This window comes from Bacillus sp. JJ1521, assembly GCF_036965165.1.
GTDB lineage: Bacteria > Bacillota > Bacilli > Bacillales > Bacillaceae_L > Ferdinandcohnia.
The window spans coordinates 162,271-188,121 of record NZ_JBALOX010000011.1; the positions used below are offsets into that span (position 1 = coordinate 162,271).

25 protein-coding genes are annotated in these 25,851 nt (G+C 33.4%); 1 reads left to right on the forward strand and 24 read right to left on the reverse strand.

From position 1 onward, the window contains the following. Positions 1-56: 56 nt before the first annotated feature. From V7147_RS02665 to V7147_RS02765, 22 genes are all read right to left on the reverse strand, one after another. On the reverse strand, positions 57-695 hold the full coding sequence (locus V7147_RS02665; RefSeq protein WP_335366310.1) for a sugar transferase: 639 nt from the start codon (positions 693-695) through the stop codon (positions 57-59). 8 nt (positions 696-703) lie between these two features. Further along, positions 704-1,855, reverse strand: a complete 1,152-nt coding sequence (locus V7147_RS02670; protein ID WP_335366311.1) for a DegT/DnrJ/EryC1/StrS family aminotransferase — start codon at positions 1,853-1,855, stop codon at positions 704-706. A gap of 14 nt (positions 1,856-1,869) precedes the next feature. Further along, positions 1,870-3,096, reverse strand: a complete 1,227-nt coding sequence (locus V7147_RS02675; protein ID WP_335366312.1) for a glycosyltransferase family 4 protein — start codon at positions 3,094-3,096, stop codon at positions 1,870-1,872. Between the two features lie 16 nt (positions 3,097-3,112). Then, on the reverse strand, positions 3,113-3,823 hold the full coding sequence (locus V7147_RS02680) for an acyltransferase (RefSeq protein WP_335366313.1): 711 nt from the start codon (positions 3,821-3,823) through the stop codon (positions 3,113-3,115). 26 nt (positions 3,824-3,849) lie between these two features. Continuing rightward, on the reverse strand, positions 3,850-5,724 hold the full coding sequence (locus V7147_RS02685; RefSeq protein ID WP_335366314.1) for a nucleoside-diphosphate sugar epimerase/dehydratase: 1,875 nt from the start codon (positions 5,722-5,724) through the stop codon (positions 3,850-3,852). A gap of 304 nt (positions 5,725-6,028) precedes the next feature. After that, positions 6,029-7,528 (reverse strand): cell wall-binding repeat-containing protein, encoded by a 1,500-nt coding sequence (locus V7147_RS02690; RefSeq protein WP_335366315.1) that lies wholly within the window; start codon positions 7,526-7,528, stop codon positions 6,029-6,031. Between the two features lie 154 nt (positions 7,529-7,682). Further along, positions 7,683-9,563 (reverse strand): cell wall-binding repeat-containing protein, encoded by a 1,881-nt coding sequence (locus tag V7147_RS02695; protein WP_335366316.1) that lies wholly within the window; start codon positions 9,561-9,563, stop codon positions 7,683-7,685. A 270-nt stretch (positions 9,564-9,833) separates the two neighbouring features. Continuing rightward, positions 9,834-10,319 (reverse strand): PssE/Cps14G family polysaccharide biosynthesis glycosyltransferase, encoded by a 486-nt coding sequence (pssE, locus tag V7147_RS02700; protein WP_335366317.1) that lies wholly within the window; start codon positions 10,317-10,319, stop codon positions 9,834-9,836. Then, the gene (pssD, locus tag V7147_RS02705; RefSeq protein WP_335366318.1) at positions 10,316-10,792 is read right to left on the reverse strand and encodes a PssD/Cps14F family polysaccharide biosynthesis glycosyltransferase; all 477 of its coding nucleotides are present in this window, start codon (positions 10,790-10,792) and stop codon (positions 10,316-10,318) included. The genes pssE and pssD overlap by 4 nt, the downstream gene beginning before the upstream one ends. Next, complete coding sequence (locus V7147_RS02710) at positions 10,770-11,882, reverse strand: glycosyltransferase (RefSeq protein WP_335366319.1); 1,113 nt, start codon at positions 11,880-11,882, stop codon at positions 10,770-10,772. Before V7147_RS02710 ends, pssD begins: the two co-directional genes overlap by 23 nt. Positions 11,883-11,904: 22 nt before the next feature. Continuing rightward, entirely contained in the window at positions 11,905-13,206 is a 1,302-nt protein-coding gene (locus tag V7147_RS02715) for an O-antigen ligase family protein (RefSeq protein ID WP_335366320.1), read from the reverse strand. 147 nt (positions 13,207-13,353) lie between these two features. After that, positions 13,354-14,031, reverse strand: coding sequence for a sugar transferase (locus V7147_RS02720; RefSeq protein ID WP_335366321.1), 678 nt, complete (start codon positions 14,029-14,031; stop codon positions 13,354-13,356). 391 nt (positions 14,032-14,422) lie between these two features. Further along, a complete protein-coding gene (locus V7147_RS02725) occupies positions 14,423-14,548 on the reverse strand; it encodes a hypothetical protein (RefSeq protein WP_335366322.1) in 126 nt (41 codons plus the stop codon). A 231-nt stretch (positions 14,549-14,779) separates the two neighbouring features. Next, the gene (locus V7147_RS25155) at positions 14,780-15,784 is read right to left on the reverse strand and encodes an acyltransferase family protein (protein WP_438824532.1); all 1,005 of its coding nucleotides are present in this window, start codon (positions 15,782-15,784) and stop codon (positions 14,780-14,782) included. Between the two features lie 609 nt (positions 15,785-16,393). Beyond that, positions 16,394-16,720 carry a hypothetical protein gene (locus V7147_RS02730; protein ID WP_335366323.1) on the reverse strand — a complete coding sequence of 109 codons (327 nt, stop codon included), beginning with the start codon at positions 16,718-16,720 and terminating at the stop codon, positions 16,394-16,396. Between the two features lie 36 nt (positions 16,721-16,756). Beyond that, positions 16,757-17,638 carry a UTP--glucose-1-phosphate uridylyltransferase GalU gene (gene galU / locus V7147_RS02735; protein WP_335366324.1) on the reverse strand — a complete coding sequence of 294 codons (882 nt, stop codon included), beginning with the start codon at positions 17,636-17,638 and terminating at the stop codon, positions 16,757-16,759. 45 nt (positions 17,639-17,683) lie between these two features. After that, the gene (locus tag V7147_RS02740; protein WP_335366325.1) at positions 17,684-18,085 is read right to left on the reverse strand and encodes a hypothetical protein; all 402 of its coding nucleotides are present in this window, start codon (positions 18,083-18,085) and stop codon (positions 17,684-17,686) included. Between the two features lie 84 nt (positions 18,086-18,169). After that, positions 18,170-19,210: a glycosyltransferase family 2 protein gene (locus tag V7147_RS02745; RefSeq protein WP_335366326.1), complete on the reverse strand. Its 1,041-nt coding sequence runs from the start codon at positions 19,208-19,210 to the stop codon at positions 18,170-18,172. Between the two features lie 18 nt (positions 19,211-19,228). After that, positions 19,229-19,879, reverse strand: a complete 651-nt coding sequence (locus V7147_RS02750; protein ID WP_335366327.1) for an acetyltransferase — start codon at positions 19,877-19,879, stop codon at positions 19,229-19,231. A 43-nt stretch (positions 19,880-19,922) separates the two neighbouring features. Next, positions 19,923-20,975, reverse strand: a complete 1,053-nt coding sequence (gene rfbB, locus V7147_RS02755) for a dTDP-glucose 4,6-dehydratase (protein ID WP_335366328.1) — start codon at positions 20,973-20,975, stop codon at positions 19,923-19,925. 55 nt (positions 20,976-21,030) lie between these two features. Further along, positions 21,031-21,906, reverse strand: a complete 876-nt coding sequence (gene rfbA / locus V7147_RS02760; RefSeq protein WP_335366329.1) for a glucose-1-phosphate thymidylyltransferase RfbA — start codon at positions 21,904-21,906, stop codon at positions 21,031-21,033. Continuing rightward, a complete protein-coding gene (locus tag V7147_RS02765; protein WP_335366330.1) occupies positions 21,903-23,063 on the reverse strand; it encodes a DegT/DnrJ/EryC1/StrS family aminotransferase in 1,161 nt (386 codons plus the stop codon). The genes rfbA and V7147_RS02765 overlap by 4 nt, the downstream gene beginning before the upstream one ends. 170 nt (positions 23,064-23,233) lie before the next feature. Here V7147_RS02765 and V7147_RS02770 point away from each other — a divergent pair, with 170 nt between their 5' ends. Next, complete coding sequence (locus V7147_RS02770; RefSeq protein ID WP_335366331.1) at positions 23,234-24,169, forward strand: amidohydrolase family protein; 936 nt, start codon at positions 23,234-23,236, stop codon at positions 24,167-24,169. A gap of 135 nt (positions 24,170-24,304) precedes the next feature. On the opposite strand, the gene V7147_RS02775 is transcribed toward V7147_RS02770, so the two are convergent. Further along, positions 24,305-25,363 (reverse strand): ABC transporter permease, encoded by a 1,059-nt coding sequence (locus V7147_RS02775; protein ID WP_335366332.1) that lies wholly within the window; start codon positions 25,361-25,363, stop codon positions 24,305-24,307. 16 nt (positions 25,364-25,379) lie between these two features. Next, on the reverse strand, positions 25,380-25,851 hold a 472-nt coding region (locus V7147_RS02780; protein ID WP_335366333.1), incomplete at its 5' end, for an ATP-binding cassette domain-containing protein.

Consider the following 25,851-nt stretch of genomic DNA (forward strand, 5'->3'; position numbering starts at 1 on the left):
GATCTTAAAACAAATAAAAAGGCGGTAGAACCAACTGTTCTACACGCCAAAATTTGCTAAATAATTTTTTTTATTGTTTTAAAAATAATCAGGAAATCCTCAAAAACCGATCTTTTCCTCAAGTATTGTAAATTATACTTTAGTTTATCAACCATTATTTCCTCAATATAAGTCTTCTCTGGGTCTGAGCTTCTCCCAAGCAATTCACTTTCATCACTATACTTAATGGAGGCATAATCCGTAATCCCCGGACGAATTAGGAATATTTGCCTTTGTTCATTATTGTAATACTGAGTGTATTTCGGAACCTCCGGACGAGGACCCACTAGGCTCATGTCACCTTTTAATACATTGATTAACTGAGGAAATTCATCAACCTTATATTTTCTAAGGAAATGACCTACCCTCGTTATCCGCCGGTCTTTCCCAACCGTAATTTGCTTACCGAGCTTTTCAGCCTCAACAACCATAGTACGAAACTTTAGAATTTCAAACTTCTTTTCAAATTGTCCGACCCTCACTTGTTTAAAAAACACAGGTCCTTTTGAATCCAATTTAATGAATAAAGAAATAAGTAGAAGTATAGGTGATAAGACGATTATTCCGATGGCGGCTACGATGATATCAATGGCTCTCTTCACTACATCATTAAGGTTGTTCCCTTTTTTACCATATAGAAAAGCTTTCTCTTCCACATTATCACCTATTTTCGATATGTTGTTGCAATATCAGTTACAGCATCAATTACCTGCTGCACATCTTGTTCACTCATTTTTGGATACAAAGGTAGTGATATTGCCCCTTTGTATGCTTGAAGTGCATTTGGATAATCATTGATATCATATCCTAAATTTTTATAGTATGGATGCATTGGAACTGGAATAAAGTGAACACTTGTGCCAATGCCCTTTTCCTTTAGTTTTTCAATAAACTCAGCACGGTCAATTGTGAATAAATCCTCGTTTACTCTTATGACAAATAAATGCCAAGCGTGACGATTGATTTCATCATGATGTGGTAAAGTAACTCCCTCAATATTAGCTAATCCACTATAATAGGCTTGAGCAATTTGGTCCCTTTTATTTTGCATACCTTCAAGCTTATCTAATTGAACAATTCCAAATGCTGCTTGAATGTCGGTCATATTGTATTTGTAACCAGGGTATTCTACTTCATAATACCAAGTTCCTTTATCACCATAACGATTCCATGCGTTTTTGCTCATTCCATGCAAGCTCATAACTCGAATTTTATCTGCCCATTCTTCATTATGAGTGGTTACAAGCCCACCTTCACCTGTCACTAGGTTTTTAGTCGCGTAGAAGCTGAAACAAGTAAAGTCACCAATGCTACCTACCATTTTCCCTTTATATTTTGTATAAATAGCATGGGCAGCATCTTCAATTACAACTAGATTATGCTTTTTAGCAATTTCCATAATCGGATCCATGTCACAAGGATAGCCTGCAAAATGTACTGGAATAATAGCCTTCGTTTTGGAAGTGATTTTACGTTCAATTTGTTTAGGATCAATATTCATTGTTACGGGATCAATATCAACAAAGACCGGCTTTGCCCCCGTGTGAATAATGGTGTTTGCTGAAGCTACAAACGTATATGGAGTAGTTATAACCTCATCACCAGGTCCTATCCCTGCAGCCAACTGTGCTAGATGAAGACCAGCCGTACATGAGTTTAAGCCAATTCCATATTTTGCATCAACATAGTTTGTCACTCGTTTTTCAAATTCAACCGTTTTAGGACCTTTACTTAACCAATTTGAATGTATCGTATCGATTACTTCTTTAATTTCTTCGTCACCGACTAAGGGAAGTGCATAAGGAATTGTTCCCATTTTCTTCACACCTTCTAGTTTAATAAATGTAAAAATTTATCAGCAAGCACCTTGTAATCATGGTTTTTCATCACAAAGTCCTTCCCATTTTTTCCTAATAATTGTCTTTCTGCATCTGTTTTTTTGTACATCTCTTTTATCGCATCGGCAATTAATCGTGGATCTTCAGGCAATACAGAAATACCACAATTAGCCTCTTTAACTAAATCATTTCCTGCCTCAATGCTATGTACAATCGGTTTTCCAGACATCATATAGTCTAATAACTTATTTGGACTAACCCCAAATTGATATAGCGGGCTTTTTCTCCATCCAATAAATAAGCAGTCCATTCTAGATAAGAAATCAGGAATGGCATTTTTATCGATTACAGGTAAAAAGTGAACATTGGCTAAACCCTTTTTCTTTGCTTCTTCAATAAGCTTTTCTTTTTCAGGACCTTTTCCGACAAGAACAAATTCAATTGGTTCTTCTTTTAGTAGCTCTGCTGTTTCAATTACGTACTCCATTGCATTTGAGATCCCATGACCACCAGCATAACCAACAAGAAATTTATCTTTGCTTTTTAATTCATGTATTACCTTTTGATGTTCAGCAGGTATTTTTTCTGTTGCACTGTTCCATTCGTCAACGACAATCCCATTTGGCAAAAATGCAAATTTATGTAAATCCATTCCATGATCAAACATATGCTGTTTTGCATTTGGCAATAAGGAAACTACCTTGTCTGCCTTTTTATACGCAAAATTTTCTCCTCTTTGCATCAAAAAGATAAACGGGTGAAGTGAAGACATATTCCCTAATAATTTTGGAGTTAACGGCCATAAATCATGTACCTCAAAAACAAGCTTTGCTTTTGCCTTTTTAGCAGTTTTATGTGCCGGATACATATCCAATGGATAGGTAGAAGATCCAATGACGACATCTGGTTTTACAAGTGAAACAATTTTATTACTATTAAGCATTAGCTCTTTAACAAATGAAAAGATATTAATGACACGCTTAACTCCGTTACCTTCATAACTCGGTGTATCAATCCATATATAGCGAATGCCATCAATTATTTCTTCAGTCCATTTACCATTCATTTCAGGCTGAATGGTTCTTACATGGGACTGGGACGAGGCAAGTATTGTGACTTGGTGTCCCATCTTTACCCACTCTCTGCTTAGGTAGTACGGTCGATACTCCATACCATGTTTATTCGAACCAGCATAGTGGTTAATCAATAATATGTTCATCATTCAATCCTCGGATCTATTGATTTTTTAAAAGCTGATCGTCGGGTACATTTCGTAACTTTCGTGCAGGAGACCCTACCACTATTTCTGCTTGATTAACATCTTTCGTAACGATACTTCCTGCAGCCACAGCTCCATCTTCTTCAATTATTTTACCTGGTAAAATGGTTGAATTTGCTCCAATTCTACCGCCGTTCTTAATAGTAACACCCTTAAAATGTTTATACCGCTCTTTTGACCTTGCCATATAGTTGTCGTTTGTTGTAACAACACACGGGGCAATAAAAACATAATCCCCAAGTTCAGAATAGGCTGTAATGTAGGAGTTTGTTTCTAGCTTACAGAAGCTTCCTACTCGACAATCATTTTCAACGGCTACGCCTCTGCCAACAATCGTTTTATACCCAATTGTAACTCTCTCTCTAATGGTAGCTAAATCAGCAATAAATACGTCATCGGCTATATCGGCATTTGCATAGATAATAGCAGATGTACCGACTGTTACCCCACTCCCTATTTTTGTTGGAGGTAATTGTTTAACGTCTGGTAGTATTGAATTTTTAGCTCTCGTTGGTTGCTTACCGATTACTGCATTATCTTGAATAATAACATTATCGCCAATGGTAACACCATCATATACGATTACGTTATGACCTATTATAACATTCTTACCAAAAGAGACATTTTCACCAATTATGACATTATGGCCTTTTGTAACTTCCATCATAGGCAATTCTTCCTTTACACAATTTTTTAAACAGGTAGGATCTCATTTTTTAGTTTTTGGTGTTTATTATCTTGTTGATCTTCTTGTTGATGCTTTTTCTTATTCGCAATTTCTAATAACAGGTTACGCAAATCTTCTTTATCATCAACTACTTTATCAATGCGCTGCAAAATAACATCTGCATTTTCTTGTGTTGCTTTTCCAATATAAATCTTTGGATAGATTGTTTCAGGAAGTATTTCATCCTTGTTTAAAATCTCTTCGTACATCTTTTCACCAGGTCGTAAACCAGAGTACTCGATTTTAATTTCATCTTCAGTAAATCCAGATAGCTTTATCAGCTTTTTGGCAAGATCAACTATTTTTATAGGCTCACCCATATCAAGCACAAAAATCTCCCCACCACGTGCAAGTGAACCTGCTTGGATGACAAGACGAGCTGCTTCGGGAATAGTCATAAAATATCTTGTTATATCTGGATGAGTAACTGTTATTGGTCCACCCTTAGCAATTTGTTTTTTAAATAAAGGAACGACACTTCCTCTACTACCTAGTACATTTCCGAAGCGAACTGCAACGAAGCGAGTCTCACTGGTACGATCAATATTTTGAATAATAATTTCCGCAATCCGTTTTGTTGCCCCCATTACATTAGTAGGGTTAACAGCTTTATCCGTTGACACTAAAACAAATGTATCTACCTTAGCTGCAGAAGCAGCTTCAGCGACATTTTTGGTTCCATAAATATTATTTTTAACTGCCGCTTCGGGATTTCTCTCCATCAAAGGAACATGCTTATGTGCTGCCGCATGAAAAACAAATTTTGGCATGTGATGATTCATAATTTGTTGGATTTTAAAGGCATCTTGAATATCAGCGATTTCTGTAACAAATTCGATTTGTCCTTTGTACAGACTTAAAAGCTCCATTTCGATATTATAAATACTATTTTCACCGTGGCCTAATAACACCAATTTTTTCGGATTGAACAAACAGATTTGACGGCATAATTCGGAGCCAATTGAACCGCCAGCCCCCGTAATTAGAACCGTTTGACCTTCCATTTTTTCTGCGATGGCTTTTGTATCAAGTTCAACTGGTTCACGACCGAGTAAATCCTCAATTGAAACATCGCGAATATGGTTGATTGACACCTTTCCTGATGCCAAGTCACCTATTAACGGTAATATTTGAACATCTTCACATAGCTTTTTTGCTTCTGTAACGATTTCATCCAATTTTTTCTTCGTTAACGATGGGATGGCAATGACCACATGTTCAATTCGGTATCGTTTTATGACCTTAGATAAATCATTAGTCGTTCCTACAACTGGTATTCCACTGATACTAAGCTGTTGAACTTGGCTATTATCATCTAAGAAGGCCACAGGTTTAAGCCCTGTAGTTGGGTGATCTTTTATTTGGCGGACTAACATTCTCCCTGTTGAACCGGCCCCTAAAATAAGGGTTCTTTTTGTCTTCACAGGTTTAATATCCTTCGTCTTAAAATAAAAAAGGATAGTTGAGAGAAATTTAGTCCAAAAACGCATTCCTCCGAGGAAGAATATATGCAATAAGTAGGTTATAGAAAGTGCACGTAGATATGCATTATCATATACAATCTTTTGTAATAGTGCTGTTAGTGCAATTGAACATGTTACAACTAATACTAAACCAACCAATTCCTCCGTACTCGCATACCTCCATACCTTTCTGTATAGACCAAAGAGATATGAAAAAACATAATGAGAAATAAGCAACACTATTGAGCTTAAAAATACACGGTCATCTTGAAAATATTCCGCAAAAGGGTTTAGGAAAAAGTGTGACAAATATATAGAAAATAAAACTACAATTGAATCAGCTATAAAAAGGAAAAACACCCTTGTTTTATAGGTCATTATTAATCCTCCTCATTAAACTCACTAACAGGAAATGTCATCAGACATTCTTGGAGGTTAGTTGTTACTAATTATCTTTTGATTTTCGTCAGTAATTATAACATATTTATCATTTAATACACTAATAATATTGGATGCAGACTAATAGTCAGAAAAATCGATGTGACAATATACCATTCGTTTCTTATTTGGAAAAAGTAGGGGTACATAGATTAGTCACATTTATTAAAAAAAGGTTACAATTAATTCTTTCTAGATAAAAATAAAACAAACAGAACACAAGGCTCTGTTTGTTTTATTTGGTTTAATTTTTCCCGTAATAGTTGAGAACGCCCTGATATATGGCATTTGCAGCCTTTTCACGAAATTCCGGAGAACCTAGTTTCACTGCTTCATTTTGATTTGAAATGAATGCAACCTCAACAAGGATACTTGCCATGGTTGATTCACGAATAACCTTGAAACTAGCCTCCTTAACACCTCGATCACGTGTGCCAAGTTGTCTAATTAATTCTTTTTGAATTTCCGTTGCAAGCTCTTTACTCTCTGCACTTGCATATTTGTCATTCCAGAAGGTTTCAGTTCCATTAGCAGACTGATTAGTAGCAGCATTATTATGAATACTTATAAACGCATTTGCACCTATAGAATTAGCAATTTCAACTCTTTGATCTAATGTAACGTATACGTTAGATTCTCTAGTCATCACAACATTTGCGCCAATTGGTTCTAATTTTGACTGAACTCGTTTTGCAATGTCTAAAACAACATCTTTCTCATTTAGTCCATGACCAATAGCTCCTGGGTCAGAGCCACCATGACCAGCATCGACTACAATTGTTAAACCTGCCAGCTTACCCGAAACTTGAGATACAACTCTTTGTGGGACAGAACCCAGTCCACCTAGAATTACAAAATTTGAAATGCCTCGTTCTTTAATAATTTGACGAGTATAATCTGGGAGTGTATCATTTTTTGACAATAAAATCGGTGCATTTTCTTTCGCAGCTAATACTGAACCAGTTAATGCATCAGCAAAGGTTAAACCTGTTGCTAAATACGCTTTTTCTGTTGGCAAATTAAATGTTCTAATGACATTGGCTGCTACTTCATATCGGTCCTTACCTGAAATTCTCATAGGTCCTTTTAAATTTTTAAAAACAGACTCAGAAACACTAGCCGTTCCACCAACAACAACTGTATTAGTAACATTACGTGTTGCGAGAATCTGCTTGGTAACTTCGGGCATTAGATTTGGTTTAGTTAGAAGTATAGGAATTTTATTTTTAGATGCATATGGAGAAATAGCAAGTGCATCAGGAAAATCTAAACCATTCGCTAATACTGCACGATTATTATTTGGAATTTCTTTGGCAATTCTTGCTGCTACTTCATACCTATCTCTTCCTCCCAAACGCCAAACATCTGATACACCCATTTTCCGTAATTCAATCATAACACTATCATTAATGCTTCCAGCGCCACCAACTATAATTACCCTTTTTGGGTTCAGTCGTTTAATCTCCTCTTTTGTTACTCCAGTAAGAGAGCCTGTGTGAGTTAAAAGAATTGGAGCATCATAGTGGAAGGCTAATGGCCCTGCAGCAAGAGCATCGGCATAAGCATTATAAAATGCGAGCACCACAGTTTCGGAATGTTTTGGCCACCCCTTCTGAGATAGGTTTACAGAGACTTGAAACCTATCTTTCCCATCTACTCGTTCTGCCGTGTTATCAGCAAAGGTGCTGCTTGAAAACAAGAGTAGTAGAAACGGAAGAACTAGTAAAATAAAAATTTTTTTCAACTTTGATACCTCCCCAAAAAAAACGTATAACGTCAATATACCAAATATTTCTCCTTTTTTCAGCAAATAAACCAAAATAAATACAAATTCATTACTTTTGTAAAAAAAAAAGCGTAGATACATAAGTCTACACTTTTTTACTATTAATCTATTATTATTTAATTTCTTTACTTCCCAATGCTTTATCAATCTTATACATGTGACCAGCAACTCTTGAACCCCAATTTGGATCAGAAGCATACCATACATTTACACCTATACCTTTATGCCCCGGGTATGGACCTTCATTTTTCCAACTATTTGGGTTCGTATAACCATCTTTCATGTAATCTTTAGCAAATTGATTAATACTATCTACATATTTATTATAAATCTCACCAGAGGTAGGATTTGAATCATGCACTTTAATTCCAAAAAGGTTTTTATCTCTAAATGCAATATCACTTACTCCCCAAGCACTTTCGTGTATAGCTGCTGCTAGAATAAATAAAGCGTTAATATTATAAGTATCTTGAGCTGCGAGCATTGCATCAATAATTTCAGGGTCTCTTAATGGACTTCCATTAATCCTTCCCATTTTTCTCTCCCAGTCTTTTAACTCTTGACTTGAATTAACATAGGATAGTAATTGATCTCTAGAATATGAGGTCTTAGAAACTATCGATGACTTCAGTTGAAAGTATTGCTCAAATTCCCCAACCTTTTGATTTGACGCATTGTAAAATACAACACCATCCAAACTGTAATATTTCTGGTTGGTATTTATAAATGACGGTGCTTTTCCTACAATTGTTTGAACACCTTTTACAACATGGATTAAATCTGTTCCATTTGAAATATAATAAGATCTACTACTATTCATTGTTGCACTAGGTATAAGAGAAACTTCAGATGATTTGACCCAACCTTCTCTATTTGCTAATTGCACTTTTACTTTCGATGAATCAACTGATATATACTTCATTTCTGTACCAGGCGATACATAGGTAGATCTCTGCCAATCATACATTTGAGACCCAGAATAAAAATTAACAGTCGCATTTCCATTAGACGGTTTAGCTATTACCATTCCAATATTAATAAGGTTTGCAACAATATTTTGAGGAACTGAACCCGTTCCACCTAGTACTGTTAAATTAAACATTTGATTTTCAAATATTGCTGACTGCGTTGCTGGAGAAACGTAAGTTGGACTAGTAAGGAGAATCGGTGCCTTATTTTTAGCAGCAAGTACTGATCCAGTCAAAGCATCAGCAAATGTAAGTCCTGTCGATAAATATGCTTTATCCGTATTGTAACCGAATCTTTCAATAATATTTGCTGCAACTTCATATCGATCCTTCCCTCCTATTCTAGAAGGTCCTTTTTTCAATTCATTTTTAACTTGAAAATATACACCCCTACTTATACTTCCTTCCCCACCAATAACGAATGTATATTTTATAGAGGATTTTGAAAGTGCTGCTTTTGTTTCATCAGGTATAGAATCTTTACGAGTTAATAAAATTGGAAATCCATTTTCTGAGGCATATGGAGATATTGCTAAAGCGTCAGAAAAATTAAGTCCAGATGCTAAGATAACACTGTCTTTTGCAGGTAATTCAGCAGCTATATTTTCAGCAACCTCATATCTATCTTTTCCGCCAATTCTCCAAACACTCTTTATCCCCATATTACGTAATTCTCTCATAATATCATCAGATACACTTCCCGCTCCTCCGACTACAACTACTTTATTTGCTTTTAAACGGGAAATTTCATTTTTAGTGACTGGTGTTAATTTATCTTTATGAGTAAGTAAAATCGGAGCATCATAATTATATGCTAATGGACCAGCCGCTAATGCATCTGCATATGCATTATAGAATGCTATTATTACAGTAGATGAGGTACCCCATCCTGTTTGCGAAACATTAACCGCAACCTCAAATCTATCTTTACCGTCAATCCGTGTTAAATTAGTTTCTGCTTTTGCAATATCTACGTTTAGTACTAATAAGATTGATAAAATAATTAAAAATTGAATTTTCCGCAATACTATTTCCTCCAAAAATTTAAATTCTAAGAAAAAGTGTGATAAATGAACCTAAAAATCTATTAAACACTTTTTCTTCTACTCTCACCACCTCTCTTAAAAAATTTATCAGATTTTGTCAAAATGGTAAATAGCTAAATATAAACCNNCTGGATGAAACTTCTATAATCAGATTTATTATTATTTTTATCTCAAATATTTATTGTACAGTAAAAAAGGTTGTTTGTTTGAGTAGAAGTCTCAACAAACAACCTTCCTAAGGTATCATATTCACTTTATAAAGCCATCGATATCGTTTCGAATAGAGCTTAATAAAGATCTATTATCAAAGTTATACTGATTAAATTCCTTTTCCCTAACTAATCCAATAATATTAACTAAATTATCTATATTATCAACTACCTCAATAAATCCTAAGTCATAAAACATCGAGGCAATTTCTTCCTGATGATTATCCACATGCTCTCCAAATTCCTTTTTTCTCGGAACAACAATTACTTTTTTTTCGTATTTTAATGCCTGAATAATTGAACTTGTCCCAGCATGACAAATACATATTTCTGAATCAGATAAAAATGTAGAAACCTCTTTTGAAGAAAGCATTTCGTAATGTTTGTAATGCTTTGGCTTATATGTTGAATAACCAATCTGAGATATTATTTCATCTTGGATTTTATTTTCTTGCTTTAATTCATCCAACTTTTGAAATAGACGATTAAACTGAAACTTTTGAGTTCCAACTGTAACAAATATCAATAAATCCCCCCCTTAAAAATGGCCCTAGGATAAAATTGAAGCATACTCTCCCATTGCACATAGAATTTATCGGCAAATTTGTAAACAATCTTACCCGTCAGTGTGGGCGAATGAATTTTAGCAAAACTTTCTATAAAGATAATCTTTTTTCCGAGAAGTTTACCAAAAAATAATAAAGGGAGTGTTGCTCCGGCTCCTGTTGAAATAATAACCTTAGGATTTGCTTTTACAAGATAGCTAAAAGATAAAATCAAATTTAGAAGAAAAACAAATAAAAAGTTTAGTTTTTTTCTATCCTGTTGGAATAAAAAATTAATTTCGTATCTTTTTTCAAGACCGTCAGTTGTTTTGTTTTTTTCTGTAATAATCGATATATTATACTCTTCCAATGTTTTTACTATCTGCATTAGTTGAGCAAAATGACCACCAGTAGAACTCACCAGTAAAACATCAATTTGTTTTTCGCTTTTCATGTATATATCCCTTCTCAAAGAATTCAAGGAAGTCCCCCATTACTTTACCGTTAAAATATTCCATCGAAGTCAAATAAGCATTCATTTTCATCTGGTTGCGCTGTTCATCACTCATATCAAAAAAATGTTCTATGCATTCAGCCAACGCTTTGTAATCACCTGGTTCAAATAGTATGCCATTTTCATTATTAATAACATACTCGGGTAATGCACCAATATTTGTCCCAATAACTGGACATTTGCATGCCATAGCTTCTATTCCAACCAGACCCAAGCTCTCGTATCTTCTTGTAGGAAAAACTAGCACTTCCAGCAAATTATATATTTCGGAGAGCTTATCATGAGGCAATAAATCATATAAATGCAAATAATCTCCAATATTATTCTTATTTATATAATCCACTACTTCAGGATAATATTTTCCGTTTCCTACTAAAACAAATCTCATATTTCCAATTTTGTTTTCTTTAACAAGTATATTAATTGCTTTAAGAAAATCATCCCAACCTTTTCCTTTATCAATCCTACCAACATACCCAATATACTTCATGGATGGTGATAATCCAAAGTTACTAAAGTGGACAGCCCTAGGTTGAAATATCTTTTCTGAGATCCCACCTGATGGGGATATAAATATTTTTGTACTTTCTAAATTGTACTTGTCCTGGACTACTTTTTTGAAGTATCCCGAGGGAACAATTATCTTTTCGGAGATATAAAGTAGCCTCTTTACTAAAAATTGCATTTTCTTTTTATAGTTTGTCTCTGGAACAACATCACTTCCATGAACATTCACGTAAATTACACTATTCTTTTTTAATGTTTTCCCTAAAATAATGGGTAAAGCGTTGTGGGATGCATAGTGCACATAAATGATATCATTTGATTTAAAAACAAAATAAAATAGTACCATTAGGTAATGTTTTATATAGGCAAAAAGCTTTTTTATTTTTGAATTTTTTTTATAAATAACAATCTTGGTAACATCATGACTACCATTAATTAAAAAGTCTTCTGTCTTTTTAACGAAGATTCCATATGAGGGATTTTGATCATCAGGATACATATTTGATACTAAAAGTATTTTCATTCTATCTAACCTTCCAATTTTTTCAAAAGAATGGACGCTTGTTCAGGTATAACCAATATTCTTTTGCTGTTATTTTTGCACAAATTAATGCGAGGAAGCTTCCAGATAAAGCAGAATACAGAACATGCCCGCCTAAAAAACTATATAGAAACACTAAACAAAAACTCAAATAAAATGGAAATCCTACACGCTGACCGATTTTTATATTACTTAATATAATTAAAATAAAATACCCATATATCAATATTGTTCCTAATAATCCATAACTAAAAAAAGTATCAAAAAAATCCATCTCAATTTGCATTGTTTCTTTATCAGCAAAAAAATGTTCAGCTGTTCCTAATCCGTGACTATAGTTCCCAATGCCGAAATTAAACCTGAAAAATTTATGCTCAGATTCATTATAGTCATCAATAGCCGCATCTAAAAATGTATCTCTTCCCGTAACTATAAAAGAAAATAAATCATTTTCATTTTGTACTTGCTTTTGAAAAAAATATGAATGGCGGTCGATTGATTTTGCTATTTCATCATTAAATATTAGAAATAATGCTGAACAGATGAAAAGCAAACCAACTAATAGATACAAATATATTTTCGGGGTTATTTTATCTTTATACTTTATATATAGGACAATTAAATAAATTAAAATAGTTAGACCAGTAAAAGCAACACTTGATTTTGATCCTAATAATAGTAAAGACAAGAGTAAACCAAGTGTAATTAAAGAGTAAATCAATATCGACTTTTGATTTCTTATTTCAATACTAGTAATTAATGAATTACTTGAAAATATAAACAAAACCATTAAAACAACATTCAAATCATTAGCCGCATAAAAAAAACCACTAAACCCTACATTTCCCGAGTACATGGAATAACCAGTATTGAAAACCTTGGGTATTAATATAAATAATGGAAAAGCAATTAAATTAATATATAAGACTTTTTCTATTAAAGGTGAATTACTTCCTTTTCTTTTTAGAGCCATGAATGCTTCTATAATTAAAACGATTAATAAAAGCTTTGAAAGATGTATTAAATCCTTCATCAGACCTTCTAAGGACTGATGAACAAAAGCAAAATATCCGAACTGTTGCAAAACTAAAAAGGATCCCATAAGAACTGGGTAAATTCTAAATTGCTTGTACTTAAAAATTATGTGAATTAAAAATAAGATTAATAAGCCCCTATACACTTGACCAACACTAAAAGGAAAATCGATGTTCCTTATGAGGTATCCATTAAGACTATCAACAGCAGCGATGATAATAAAAAATAAAACAAAAACTTTTTCTTCATTGATATTAATCATTTTATTCATTATTTAAACTTCCTTGTTTTAAAGTATACTTTCCCAAAGAATTTATAAATCTATTCCTAATTATTATTAGAATTGCCATACTAAATATGCATAATAAAGTTAAATTAAGAAATCCCTGATAATAATCAGGGATTCGATATAACTATTTTAATAAGCACCTTCTGAACCAAACATAACTTTTACTGTCTTTAAAATAATCTTTAAATCATAGAAAAAACTTCGCTCTGAAATATATTTAAGATCCAATTCAACCATAGATTCAAAGCCAATGTTACTTCTCCCACTTACCTGCCACAATCCAGTACATCCTGGGGTTACTGCTAATCTCTGCTTATGGTAAGAATTGTATTGCTCTACTTCTCTAGGCAAAGCAGGTCTTGGTCCAACTAAACTCATTTCTCCTCTTAGTACATTCCACAATTGGGGAAGTTCATCAATACTAGTTTTTCGAATAAAGTTCCCAACCTTGGTAACCCGAGGATCCGACTTCATTTTAAACATCGCACCACTGGTTTCGTTTAAATGTTTTAATGAATCCAATAATTCTTCTGCATTTGAAACCATTGAACGAAACTTAAACATTTCGAATTCTATACCATCTTTTCCAACCCTTTTTTGCTTAAAAAACACTTTACCTTTTGGATCTTCAATTTTTATTAAAGTAGCAACAATTAGAAATAATGGCAATAGTAATAACAACCCAAATATAGAACCAATTAAATCAATTGTTCTTTTAGCAAAAAGAAATCTGGCATTGTTTATTGATAATTTTAGTTCATAACTATTATTATATTTTTCTTTAACAATTCCTTGTGAAACCTTCATTAATTGATTCCCCCCTATATTTATCTGTTTCTTTTATTTTATTACATAACTTGCTACCCTAGTTTTCTATATTTCTAAAAGGTTAACTCAAATATTTTACAAAATAGTATTTTTGTACTACAAACTCTAAACACCAATGATAATATTAACATATTTATCTACAAAGTTCTAGAAATAATAATGTATATATAATTTTTTATCAACGAATGTTATTTTAATATAAATAAATGATGAATTGTACCCACTAGAAACAATTACAAAAATTTTACAATTAAACCCTTGTTAAAATATAGGTATAAGAATCATAACTACCCTTCCAAAGTGCGTTTTCTCCACTGCTACAACCCGTTTGCGACAGGTCGGCGTTCTCAATGCGTTGGCATTCATTTATTCAAACCTCTAATGCCTTTGCCGCTTTTGCCACACCAGACGGGGTATTTTTATTTCCAGCTACCCTTTGAAAGACACTTAATTTTTCCAATGCAATATCTAAATTTGCATGCTTATCAAACATCATTGTTTCAACAACTTTCTCTGCCTACGGGGAGGCTACTATACGAACCACTGCATTTTCAAATCCAGGTCTAAACGACTTTGTATTCTTTGCTTGCAATTTTAGGTCGACCTAATTGCAAAACTCTGTAATTTCATTTGGCAATACACATGTGTCAAAACTGTTTACTTTATTGGCCAATTTACTTTATACATCATTCTATTATCTAATTATATTTATAAAGCTGTATAGAGTCTAATCAATAATCTTGTTAAGAGTTTTATTAATATTTTTCACAAAAAAGTTTTCTATTGGCTTATACAACACTATTGAGAGCACTATACAGAGAAATGTAGAAATAAAGTAATATGACTTAAAAGCATAGTAAGGATATCCGTTATAAATATAAAATTTATTAATAATTTCCAAAATAAAAATATGAAGAATATAAATTTTTAAAGAGTGTTTTCCTAATTTCGATAGTAATGTCTGTTTTCCAGGATTGTTAACACAAAAGACCATTAAAGAAAACGTAGCTAGTATAAGGAAAATTATCTGAATTTGAGAATTCATTTTATAAAGAACACTAAAAATGCTGATAAAAAAAATGAACAAAAGAATTGGATGGTTTATGATAACTTTCTTGTTGCCTAAATAATACCCTAATGATAAAAAGAAAAAAGCTTTTCCTACACCTCCATGTTTATAAATATTATGTAGTAAAGTTAATTCAGATATAAACGCTAAATAAAATAAAAAGGAAATTAAAAAAATGATATTTGGACTTATAGAAAATTTTATAAAAAGATGTAAAAACAAACAGGCCAATATTAAAGAGGTTAAGTACCATAAGTGAAATGAACCAATACTTCCATTAATAAAATCTTTAATACTAGGGCTTTGTGTCAAACTCACAACTCTTTCCCAAAAGGGCTTGTTTAAATATAATCTATCTGAAATTAATAATAGGTATTGAAAAAAAATATAGAAAACTGAAAATGAAACGTATATTTTAAAAATATTTTTTGAATACCTTAGTATATAGTTTTTGTTACCTTCCCTAATTTTAAGCGAAATAAAGTAACCTGACGCAGCAAAAAAGAACGGAACAGCGATTTCCAATGTGGGCCTATAGAAATAATAATTATAGACTGTCGCCATATTATTTTGATAAATATAAAAAGTTGTATGTATTGCGACCACAAAAATTGCACAAATAAATTTTAAAGTATCCATATTATGATTGTATTTGTTTTCCATATATATATATATCACCTCCTAATTAAATTGTTTACATTATATGATCTAAAAATAAACAGATTTTTCATATAAGGAATTTTCCCGATTACAGTGGTTAGGATTTATGTAATAATAAAAACGAAAATATCATAGATTACGAGTCCTACTACTGGATTAAGTGAACTATCGTAGATGAATTTAAAAATAATGCCATCTCTAAAAATTTCAATGACTAAAATATGAATCAAATAAATCCCAAAGGTTTTTCGCTTCACGCATGTTCCTTTACAAAAGGACAGACGAGCTCAACCACTTCTCCCTTCATTAAATCGAAGGCAAACTCTTCCTCAACACAACCAGAGACTCCGACCTCATTTCGACAATCGATTCATTTAAATTTTCTCATTTAATCCAAATGGATCTTCTCCATCTAGTACTTTTAGAAAACATCTTCCAATAACCATCAAGGTGCTTTTTAAGTAATTGTTTAATGATCCCATTATTCTTTTTATTTCATAAGCCAACCCGTAGTTCATTCAACTGCTAACATTATCCAAAAATCGAGAATTTTATAATTTCTCAAACAATAAAATGGTTGTCTTTTTAAAAAAAGACAACCCAGTAATTTAATTATTTATTTATTTCTTCCAGAATCAATTGTCCATTGTCGTTTTGAATATATCTAACCACAACAGTATCTCCTTCTTTCAATTCCGAAAGACTCTCTTCTGTTTCTTCATTAATCCTTAATGCCAAAGGACCATCAGCAGTAATTATTTCTATTGAGTTAGTATCAATTTGACCTTCATAAGTCCCAGTAACCTCATTTATATCTCCCAATAAAGACTCATCAGAAAGTTCATTTGAATTATTTGAGGTATTTTCAATATTATCTTGTTGAGTACCACAGCCAGTAAGGTAGATTATAGTAATAACAAATAATAACAACTTTTTCATTACTTATCCCCATCTCTAAAAATGATATTATTTATTTTATTTTTTTATTCCTGATATTGTATTGGTTAAATATCTAATCAAATCATCTCTTAACTCTTGATTTTGCAATCCGAAGTCAATTGTAGCTTTTATAAAACCAAATTTATCGCCAACATCATACCTTTTACCATTAAAATCTAAGGCGTATATGTCTCGACCTCTAGCTAATTGGTTTAACGCATCCGTTAACTGAATTTCTCCACCAGCCCCTGGAGCTAAATTTGAGAGAATAGAAAATACTTCTGGTGTTAATACGTAACGACCTATAATACCGTAGTTTGAAGGAGCATCTTCAATTTTCGGTTTTTCGACTAATGTATGTACTTTAATTACACCATTATAAAGTTTTTGTGCAAAAGGATCGATTATTCCATACTTATCTAAATTTTCTTTTTCGACTTGTTGAACACCTACCACAGAAGTTTGAACTTGCTCGTAAACGTCAATTAATTGTTTCAAACATGGGGTACCTGATTGAACAATATCGTCTCCCAACATAACAGCAAAAGGCTCATCTCCCACAAAACGTCTTGCACAATAAATTGCATCTCCTAATCCATTAGGCTCCTTCTGTCGAATATAATGAATATTTGCAAGTTGCGAGATTTCTTGTACCTCTTTTAAAATGTCCCATTTTTCTTTCTTAGCTAAAGTTTCCTCTAATTCATAAGACTTATCGAAATGATCTTCAATTGCTCGTTTTCCTCTTCCTGTTACAATTATAATATCCTCTATTCCGGAAGCTACTGCCTCTTCAATAATGTACTGTATTGTAGGCTTGTCCACAATAGGGAGCATTTCTTTTGGTTGTGCTTTAGTAGCAGGTAAAAATCTTGTTCCTAATCCTGCTGCTGGTATAATAGCTTTTTTTACATGCACGTTACAAAACCTCCAAATAATAAAATCTTTTTCAATCATATGTAGTTATTTTGAATTCTTTTTCTTAATTAACTTTATAATTATTTGTGTTATAAATTTTATAATTAAAAGGCCAAGAAAAAAAGTTAAAAAGCCATAAAGGCCAATTACCGCATCAGCAAATTCCATATTTCCTCTACCTGTTATCTTTTGCTGAATCTCAATTGCAAAAACAATTACAAGTAAGACTGTAAAAGTATATACAAAAGATATCGCAGTAATACTCCATTCAGCAATCCATTTAAACGTTATGTGAACAATTATAAATATTAAAAAACCAATTATTCCAATTACCCAAAAATGCAAATCCTTATCATTAAGGTTTAAACCAAAAACTTCAGCTAGTTCCTCAATAATATCATGAGCAGTATTAACTATTTCTGTTATAAGCAAAATAATTTCTTTCATAAGCAACTTACTCCAAAAAAGTAATAATATTATATCTAATGTAAGATTTAACTAATCTCCGTACCCAGAGTTGTTAATTCTTTTTTAAGCAAAGACTTTTTTATATAAATGCTTAATAAACAGATAGTTTATATGTGAAGATTTTGGTTTCACCTTTAACACCTTACAAACCTTCTTATATAAATTCAACTTGGAAATCACACTTAAATCATGCTTACTTAACGAAAAGACAACGGAATCTTCAATAATATTTACAAGAATACTTTCCACAAAGTTTTCACTTTTTTGGTTTTCAAGCAAAAGTTTCTCTACTATGCTAGGAATGGAACCCTGTGTATCATTACTTAATCTACTTTGCGGATTATCATTAAAAAATTCATTGTATGATTCCAATTCTTTCTCTGACAATTTAAAATTGTAGTAATTAATAATATCGCTATGAATAGAGTCAATAATTTTTTTCCTTTGTATCGCTTTATTGCCTTTTGTATTTTGGGTTATATTCAAATGACCTGTCCTATATTTCAAAAGTACCTTAGGTAGAATCTCAAGCTTGCCCACTTTTGAAAGTTGCACCCAAAAGTCGTAATCTTGTGCTACAAAATAATTTAAATTATAGCTAAGGTTATATTCTTTAATTTTCTCCAATCTAACAAAGGATGTAGGATTCCCAATTGGGCTAGAGAAAAGAAGTTTAGCCTTAACTTCTTCTGAGGAAGTGTATTTTGTCTCAAAAGTCCTCTTTAATCTTCCGCCAAACATTTCATAATAGGTTCCAATTGCATCTATATCTTGGTTTTTTTCCATAAAATCAACTTGGATTTCAATCCTATTCAGAACCGCAATATCATCTGCATCCATAATCGCCATATATTTCCCATTAGAATTTGTCAGTCCTACATTTCGACTAAAGGGGATACCTCTATTCTCTTTATTACTGATTATTCTAATCCTTGAATCATTAAAAGACTTTATTATATCAATTGATTTATCTGTTGAACCATCGTCTACAATAAGAATTTCAATATTTGTATACGTCTGATTAAGGATACTATCTAAAGATTCCTTAATATAAACCTCACTGTTATAAACGGGGATAAAAACCGTAACTAAAGGATTTTCCATAATTACACCTCCTTATTATCACACATATTTTTCATTTATCTCTCTGGTTCTTACAACTTTGGCAGGTATACCGTAAGCCAATACCCTACTGGGCATATCTTTAATTACCGTCGATCCAGCACCGATTAAAGTACCATTCCCAATGTTAATTTTTTGAATCACATTTGCTCCCATGGAAATCACCGAGAGATCACCTATCTTTACATTGCCTCCAATAGTCGCACCAGGCGCGACAGTTGAAAAGGCTCCAATTACAGAATCATGGTCAACTGAAGATTTGGTATTAATAATACAATTCTCCCCTATGGAGGTATTAGTATTTATAACTGCTCCGGCAGCAATAACGGTTCCATCTCCTATTTTTACATCATTGCCAATTATAGAATTTGGATGGATTGCTTTAACAAACGTAAAATTTGGATCGATACTTTTAATTTTATTTACAACTAAAGACCTTCCATAATTATCTCCAATTGCGACTATTCCCTTTGTTGATGAACCATAAAACTCTGCAATTTTCCCTAATATTGGATAACCCATTAACTTAGTTCCTACCATATTGGGAGTATCCACAAAAATTCCTTTTATTTGATACTTCTTTTGTTTTTCTATAATATCTATTATTACTTTTGCATGCCCACTAGCACCAAAAACTAGTATACTTTCCATAGTTTCACCCCATTAATTTTGTTGTATGGAAAGGTTAATGTAATCATGCTCGATTTTTATACATTTCCTCATAATATTTCATATACTCACCTGAAACTATTTCTTTCAACCAAGTAGTGTTTTCTAGATACCACTTAATCGTCTCTTCAATTCCCGTTTCAAAGGTATAAGAAGGCGCCCACCCTAATTCACGAGTGATTTTTGAATTATCTATTGCATATCTTCTATCATGACCTAGACGATCGGTTACATGCTCGATTAGATCTTCATTTCTCCCTAAATACTTTAGTATAAGTCTTACAATTTCAATATTTTCTTTTTCATTATTTCCACCGATATTATATACCTCGCCACTAATCCCATTATGAAGAACTGTTTCAATTGCAATACAATGGTCTTTTACATGTAGCCAATCCCTTATTTGCTTTCCATCCCCATATACAGGAAGTTTTTCACCTTTTAATGCATTATTTATCATTAACGGAATTAACTTCTCCGGGAATTGATAAGGTCCATAGTTATTAGAACAACGAGTAATATTAATTGGAAGACCATATGTTTCATTATAAGATCTTACTAATAAATCTGCTGAGGCTTTAGACGCAGAGTAAGGGCTGTTTGGCTGAAGACATGTCTCTTCAGTAAAATATCCTTCTTTACCCAAAGTTCCATAAACTTCATCCGTGGAAACTTGGATAAATTTCACTCCATCTCTAAAGTCCCTACTATATTTATCTGATGAGTTTACTTTCCAATAATTCTTTGCAACCTCAAGAAGGTTATGAGTCCCCATAATGTTAGTACGTAAAAATAACTCAGGATTTTCAATACTTCTATCTACATGTGATTCTGCTGCAAAGTTAATAACTACATTAATATTGTAACGAGAAAAAATATCGTTAATTAGTTCCTTATCTGCAATATCTCCCTTAATAAAATGATAATTTTCACTTTGGGAAATCCCTTCAAGATTCTTCAAATTTCCAGCATATGTGAGTAGGTCCAAATTTATAATATTATAATCATATTTAGAAATCATATGTTTAACAAAATTGGAACCAATAAACCCAGCTCCACCAGTTACTAATATGTTCATTTTAAACTCCTTTTTTAACTTGTTGATTTTAAAGTCGGAATACATCGGCAAATAATTATGAACGTAAACCCTCTGCAATCTCCACGAGGTATTTTCCATAGTCAGTTTTAATTAATGGCTTTGAAAGTTCTAACAACTGTTCTTTTGAAATATATCCTCTTCTATAAGCGATTTCTTCTATACATGAGATAAACAGTCCCTGCCGCTTTTGAACTGCTTCAACAAAATTAGATGCTTCAAGAAGTGACTCATGGGTACCCGTATCAAGCCATGCAAGTCCTCTGCCCATGATTTTGACTTTTAGTTCACCCATCTGAAGATATTCATCAATTACTGATGTGATTTCTTTTTCTCCTCTATCAGATGGCTTTACACCTTTTGCTATCTCAACTACTCTTTTATCAAAAAAATAGAGACCCGGTACCGCATATGATGATTTTGGTTGTTGAGGTTTTTCCTCGATTGAAATAGCATTCATTTCTTCGTCTACTTCAACTACTCCATATGCTCTAGGATCGTTTACATAACAACCAAAAATGATTCCACCAGTTGATAATGTTGCTGCATCTCTTAAGATGTTACCGAAATTAGAACCGTAGAATATATTATCTCCTAAAACTAATGCTACTGAAGAGTCCCCAATAAACTCTTCCCCAATAATGAAAGCTTCTGCAAGACCATTTGGGTTTTCTTGAACAGCATATTCTAATTTCATACCAAGTTTACTCCCATCACCAAGTAGGTCTTTAAAACCAACAACATCTCTAGGAGTTGATATAATCAATATCTCTTTAATACCTGCCAGCATTAGGGTTGATAATGGATAATATATCATCGGTTTATCATAGACGGGTAATATTTGTTTTGAGACTGATTTAGTAAGTGGATATAATCTAGTTCCAGAACCACCCGCTAATATAATTCCTTTCATTCCACTTCTCCTTTTCCCTCACTAGTTTTTTTACAAAATGACTTTAAAATACTACAGATTGCCGCAACTGATTCTAAATCCAATTCTCCATAGTACGGCATTGATAATACTTGTTTTACTGTTTTATGAGCCTGAGGAAGATTCTTCGGTTGGGCGGAATCCAAATGTTTATACCATTCAAAATCGCTACATAACGGGTAAAAATATCTTCTTGTAAATACATTATATTTTTTTAGTTCTTCGTGAACCCAGTCCCTTGATCGTCCAAATATATCTTCATCAATTTCAATAACAAAATATTGGTAGCTACTATTTTCATTTTCCATCTTTGTAACAACCCTAATTCCAGGTATGTCTTCTAAACCTTGTTCGTACGTTTTTTTAATTTTATCCCTTTTTACTCTCTCTTCCTCAACCTTCTTTAAAACTTCAATACCTATTCCTGCTTGTACCTCATTCATTTTCGCATTTAGACCTGATAATACGACTTCCTCTGGCCCTGACAACCCGAAATTTTTCAGTAGATTTAGTTTCGTATTTAACTGTTCATTATTACAAGCAAGTCCTCCACCCTCTACCGTATTAAAGAGTTTTGTCGCGTGGAAACTAAACATAGTCATATCGCCAAAACTACTGATTGGTTTTCCATTTATTTTTGTTCCAAACACATGTGCACCATCATAAATAACTTTTAAACTATATTTATCAGCAATTTGTTGGATTTTATCGACGTCACAGGGATTACCAAAAACATGCACTCCAAGAATTGCACTGGTCTTTTCAGTAATCAATTCCTCTATTTTATTTGCATCTATATTTAATGATGTTGGGTCGATATCACAAAAGACCGGAGTAATACCATTCCAGTCAAGTACTTGCAGTGTGGCTGGAAATGTAAACGGAGTAGTAATAACCTCACCAGTTAGTTCTAAAGCCCTGATCCCTAATAATAAGGCTAACGTCCCGTTACTAAAAAGAGAAATATATTCTGTTTGAAGATACTCTTTTAGTTTTTCCTCTAATTCTCTATGTTGGGCACCGTTATTTGTTAGCCATTTACTATCCCAGATTTGTTTTACCCTTTTGTTTACATCTTCTAATTCAGGCAAAAGTGGACGGGTAACATATATAGGCTCAGTAAAATAGTTTTTTTTCATAGTTAATTCTTCCCTTTTTAATTTCATTTTTTTGCAATGAGTTTTGTCGAATAAGTCACAATATTTTTAATTCTGTCTTTTCAAGCACTCACTTCTTTGCTATATTACGAACTATGGAGCAACAGTAGCCTATAAAATTTGTTATAGAGTTTAATAAGGAGGAATAAACAATGTACGATTTCCATACACATTTTATCCCGCCTGATGTCATCACATGGCTCAGGGATAATCAAAAAACGGTTAAAGCTAAATGGATTCAGAAAGAAGCAAACAAAGATGAATTTTTAGTGGTGAATGAAAAATGGGGCTTTGAGCTTAAACAAGCTTTTATTGACAGTCACCTCTATTTAAAAGAACAAGAGAAAGCAGGTGTTTCCCACTCTGTTGTCTCACCGATTCCACAGCTTTTCTTATATGATTTTCCTGATGATATTTCATCAGAAATTTCTAACGTATATAATCGTTCTTTAGCCGACTGGACAAAAACAACACCTCAGAAAATCTCAGCACTTGGAACTGTCCCACTTACGAACCCAGAAAATGCTGCACAAATTTTACATGACGGAATGAATCTTGGACTTAAAGGAGTGATTATCGGGCCTGGCTTACCTGGTCACATGTTATCGGATGAATTTTTCACTCCATTCTTTGAGGAAGCAAATCGGCTAAATGCCATTGTTTTCGTCCATCCACTTTTAGCAGAAGACCCACGTCTACAAAGAAGAATGATGCCGAACTTAATTGGAGTTCCGTGGGAAACAACGGTTTGTGCGACAGATTTTTTGTTAAGCGGATTGATTGATCGATATCCGAATGTAAAAGTCCTTTTTGCACATGGTGGCGGATTCCTTCCTTATCAAATTGGAAGACTCGATAAAGGTTATGAGCAATGGAAGCTTGTATCCTCAAACTTACAGGCACCACCATCTGAGTACATAAAACGCTTCTGGTATGACACAGTTTTGTGGAATCAAGAAAGCCTTGATTTCCTTTGTAAGGTAGTCGGAGAAGATAGACTCGTACCAGGTTCGGATTATCCTTTTGACCTTTCTGTTTGGCCACCAGAGGAAAAATATCAAAAGGGCGCAGCCTCGTTACTTGGATAATTCAAAGGTAAAACTCCTTATTGCAAAATAAGGAGTTTTACTTTTTTCCTTATACCGTAAACGTTGTCTGAATCCTTGAGAAAAAAAATACACCACTTATATGTAAGTGATGTACGAATATTTATCAGAAGTGCATTATGAAGCTTTCTCTTTCTTCTGCAACAAAACAGCTGCGATTACAATTACGCCTTTGAATGCTTCCCTTAAAAACGGAGGTACCCCGAAAAGATTAAGGAGATTATTCATTACGGCAATAATCAACATACCGTATACAGTTCCCAGGATGAAACCTCTTCCGCCCATCATATTGGTTCCTCCGACAACCGCTGCAGCAATTGCATCCATTTCCATTCCTCTTCCTGCATTCGAAAAGTCCATGGAGCCAATACGTGAAACCTGGATAATGGCTGCAATTGAAACAAGTAGCCCCATCAAAGCGTATACACGCAACTTCACTTTTTCTACTTTAATACCGGAAAGCTTTGCAGCCCTTTCATTGGATCCAACCGCAATGATATGTCTTCCGAAGGTTGTTCTTTTCGATACATAGTAAAGTATATAGGCAATGATCGCCCAATAAACAATTGGCATAATCATATAATTTCCAATTTTAAAGCTAGCAATCTGTAAAAATTCTACTGGAACAGTAGGATTATACCCTTGCATAAAATGCTGTGTCACACTTCTAAATATCATCATTGCTCCTAATGTGGCAATAAACGGGGGAACATTACCCTTCGTAATACTTACCCCAATCAGTGAACCTAAAAGATATCCTGCTAGTAATACGAGTAAAATCGTGATGATAAATGCTGGTGCACCTGTTATTCCCATAATTCCGAGGAACCCTTTTGTACCGGTATCTAAGAGCATCATCGAAAAAGCCCCTGTGACAACTAAGGTCGAACCTACGGCTAAATCAATTCCACCTGTCATAATAACAAACGTCATCCCTAAAGCAACAATTGCTATACCTGCATTATTTCGTAAAATATTAACCCAGTTGTTAATCCATGATTGAAACCATTCTCCAACAGAATCGTAATCAAAACCTAAAACCAAGGTTTGTAAAATAATCATAATGATTAAGGCAATGGCGATACTGAATAAGGGATCATTTGACCATTTATATGTAAACCATCCAAAGAAATTCTTTTTGTTTTTTATCGTTGATTGATCTATACTCGGCTTCATTTAGCTTACACCTCCCTCAGGTTAAATCCCCACCCGTAGCAAGACTCATGATGGAATGCTCATTCATATCTTCTCCAGCAACTTCCCCCTGAATGGTTCCATGGTACATGACGATCGCTCGGTCACAGACGCGAATAATTTCCTGCGCTTCACTGGAAAGAACAACAACTGCAATGTTTTCTTCTGCGAGTTTCAAGATTATATCATAAATATCTTCTTTTGCACCTACGTCAACGCCTTGGGTAGGATTGTCCAGAATAAGAAGTTTTGGGTTAGCCGCCAACCATTTTGCAAGGACAACCTTTTGTTGGTTGCCTCCTGATAGACTCGTGATGCCGTCTGTAAGCTCCCCCATTTTTAATCGCAATGCTTTCCTTTGCTCTTCAAAAATCACTTGATGCCTTTTCGTATTGATCGTGCCTCGTTTTGAAAAAGTCGGCCATGTAACAATAGAAGCATTTTCTAAAATATTCATATCCTTGATAATC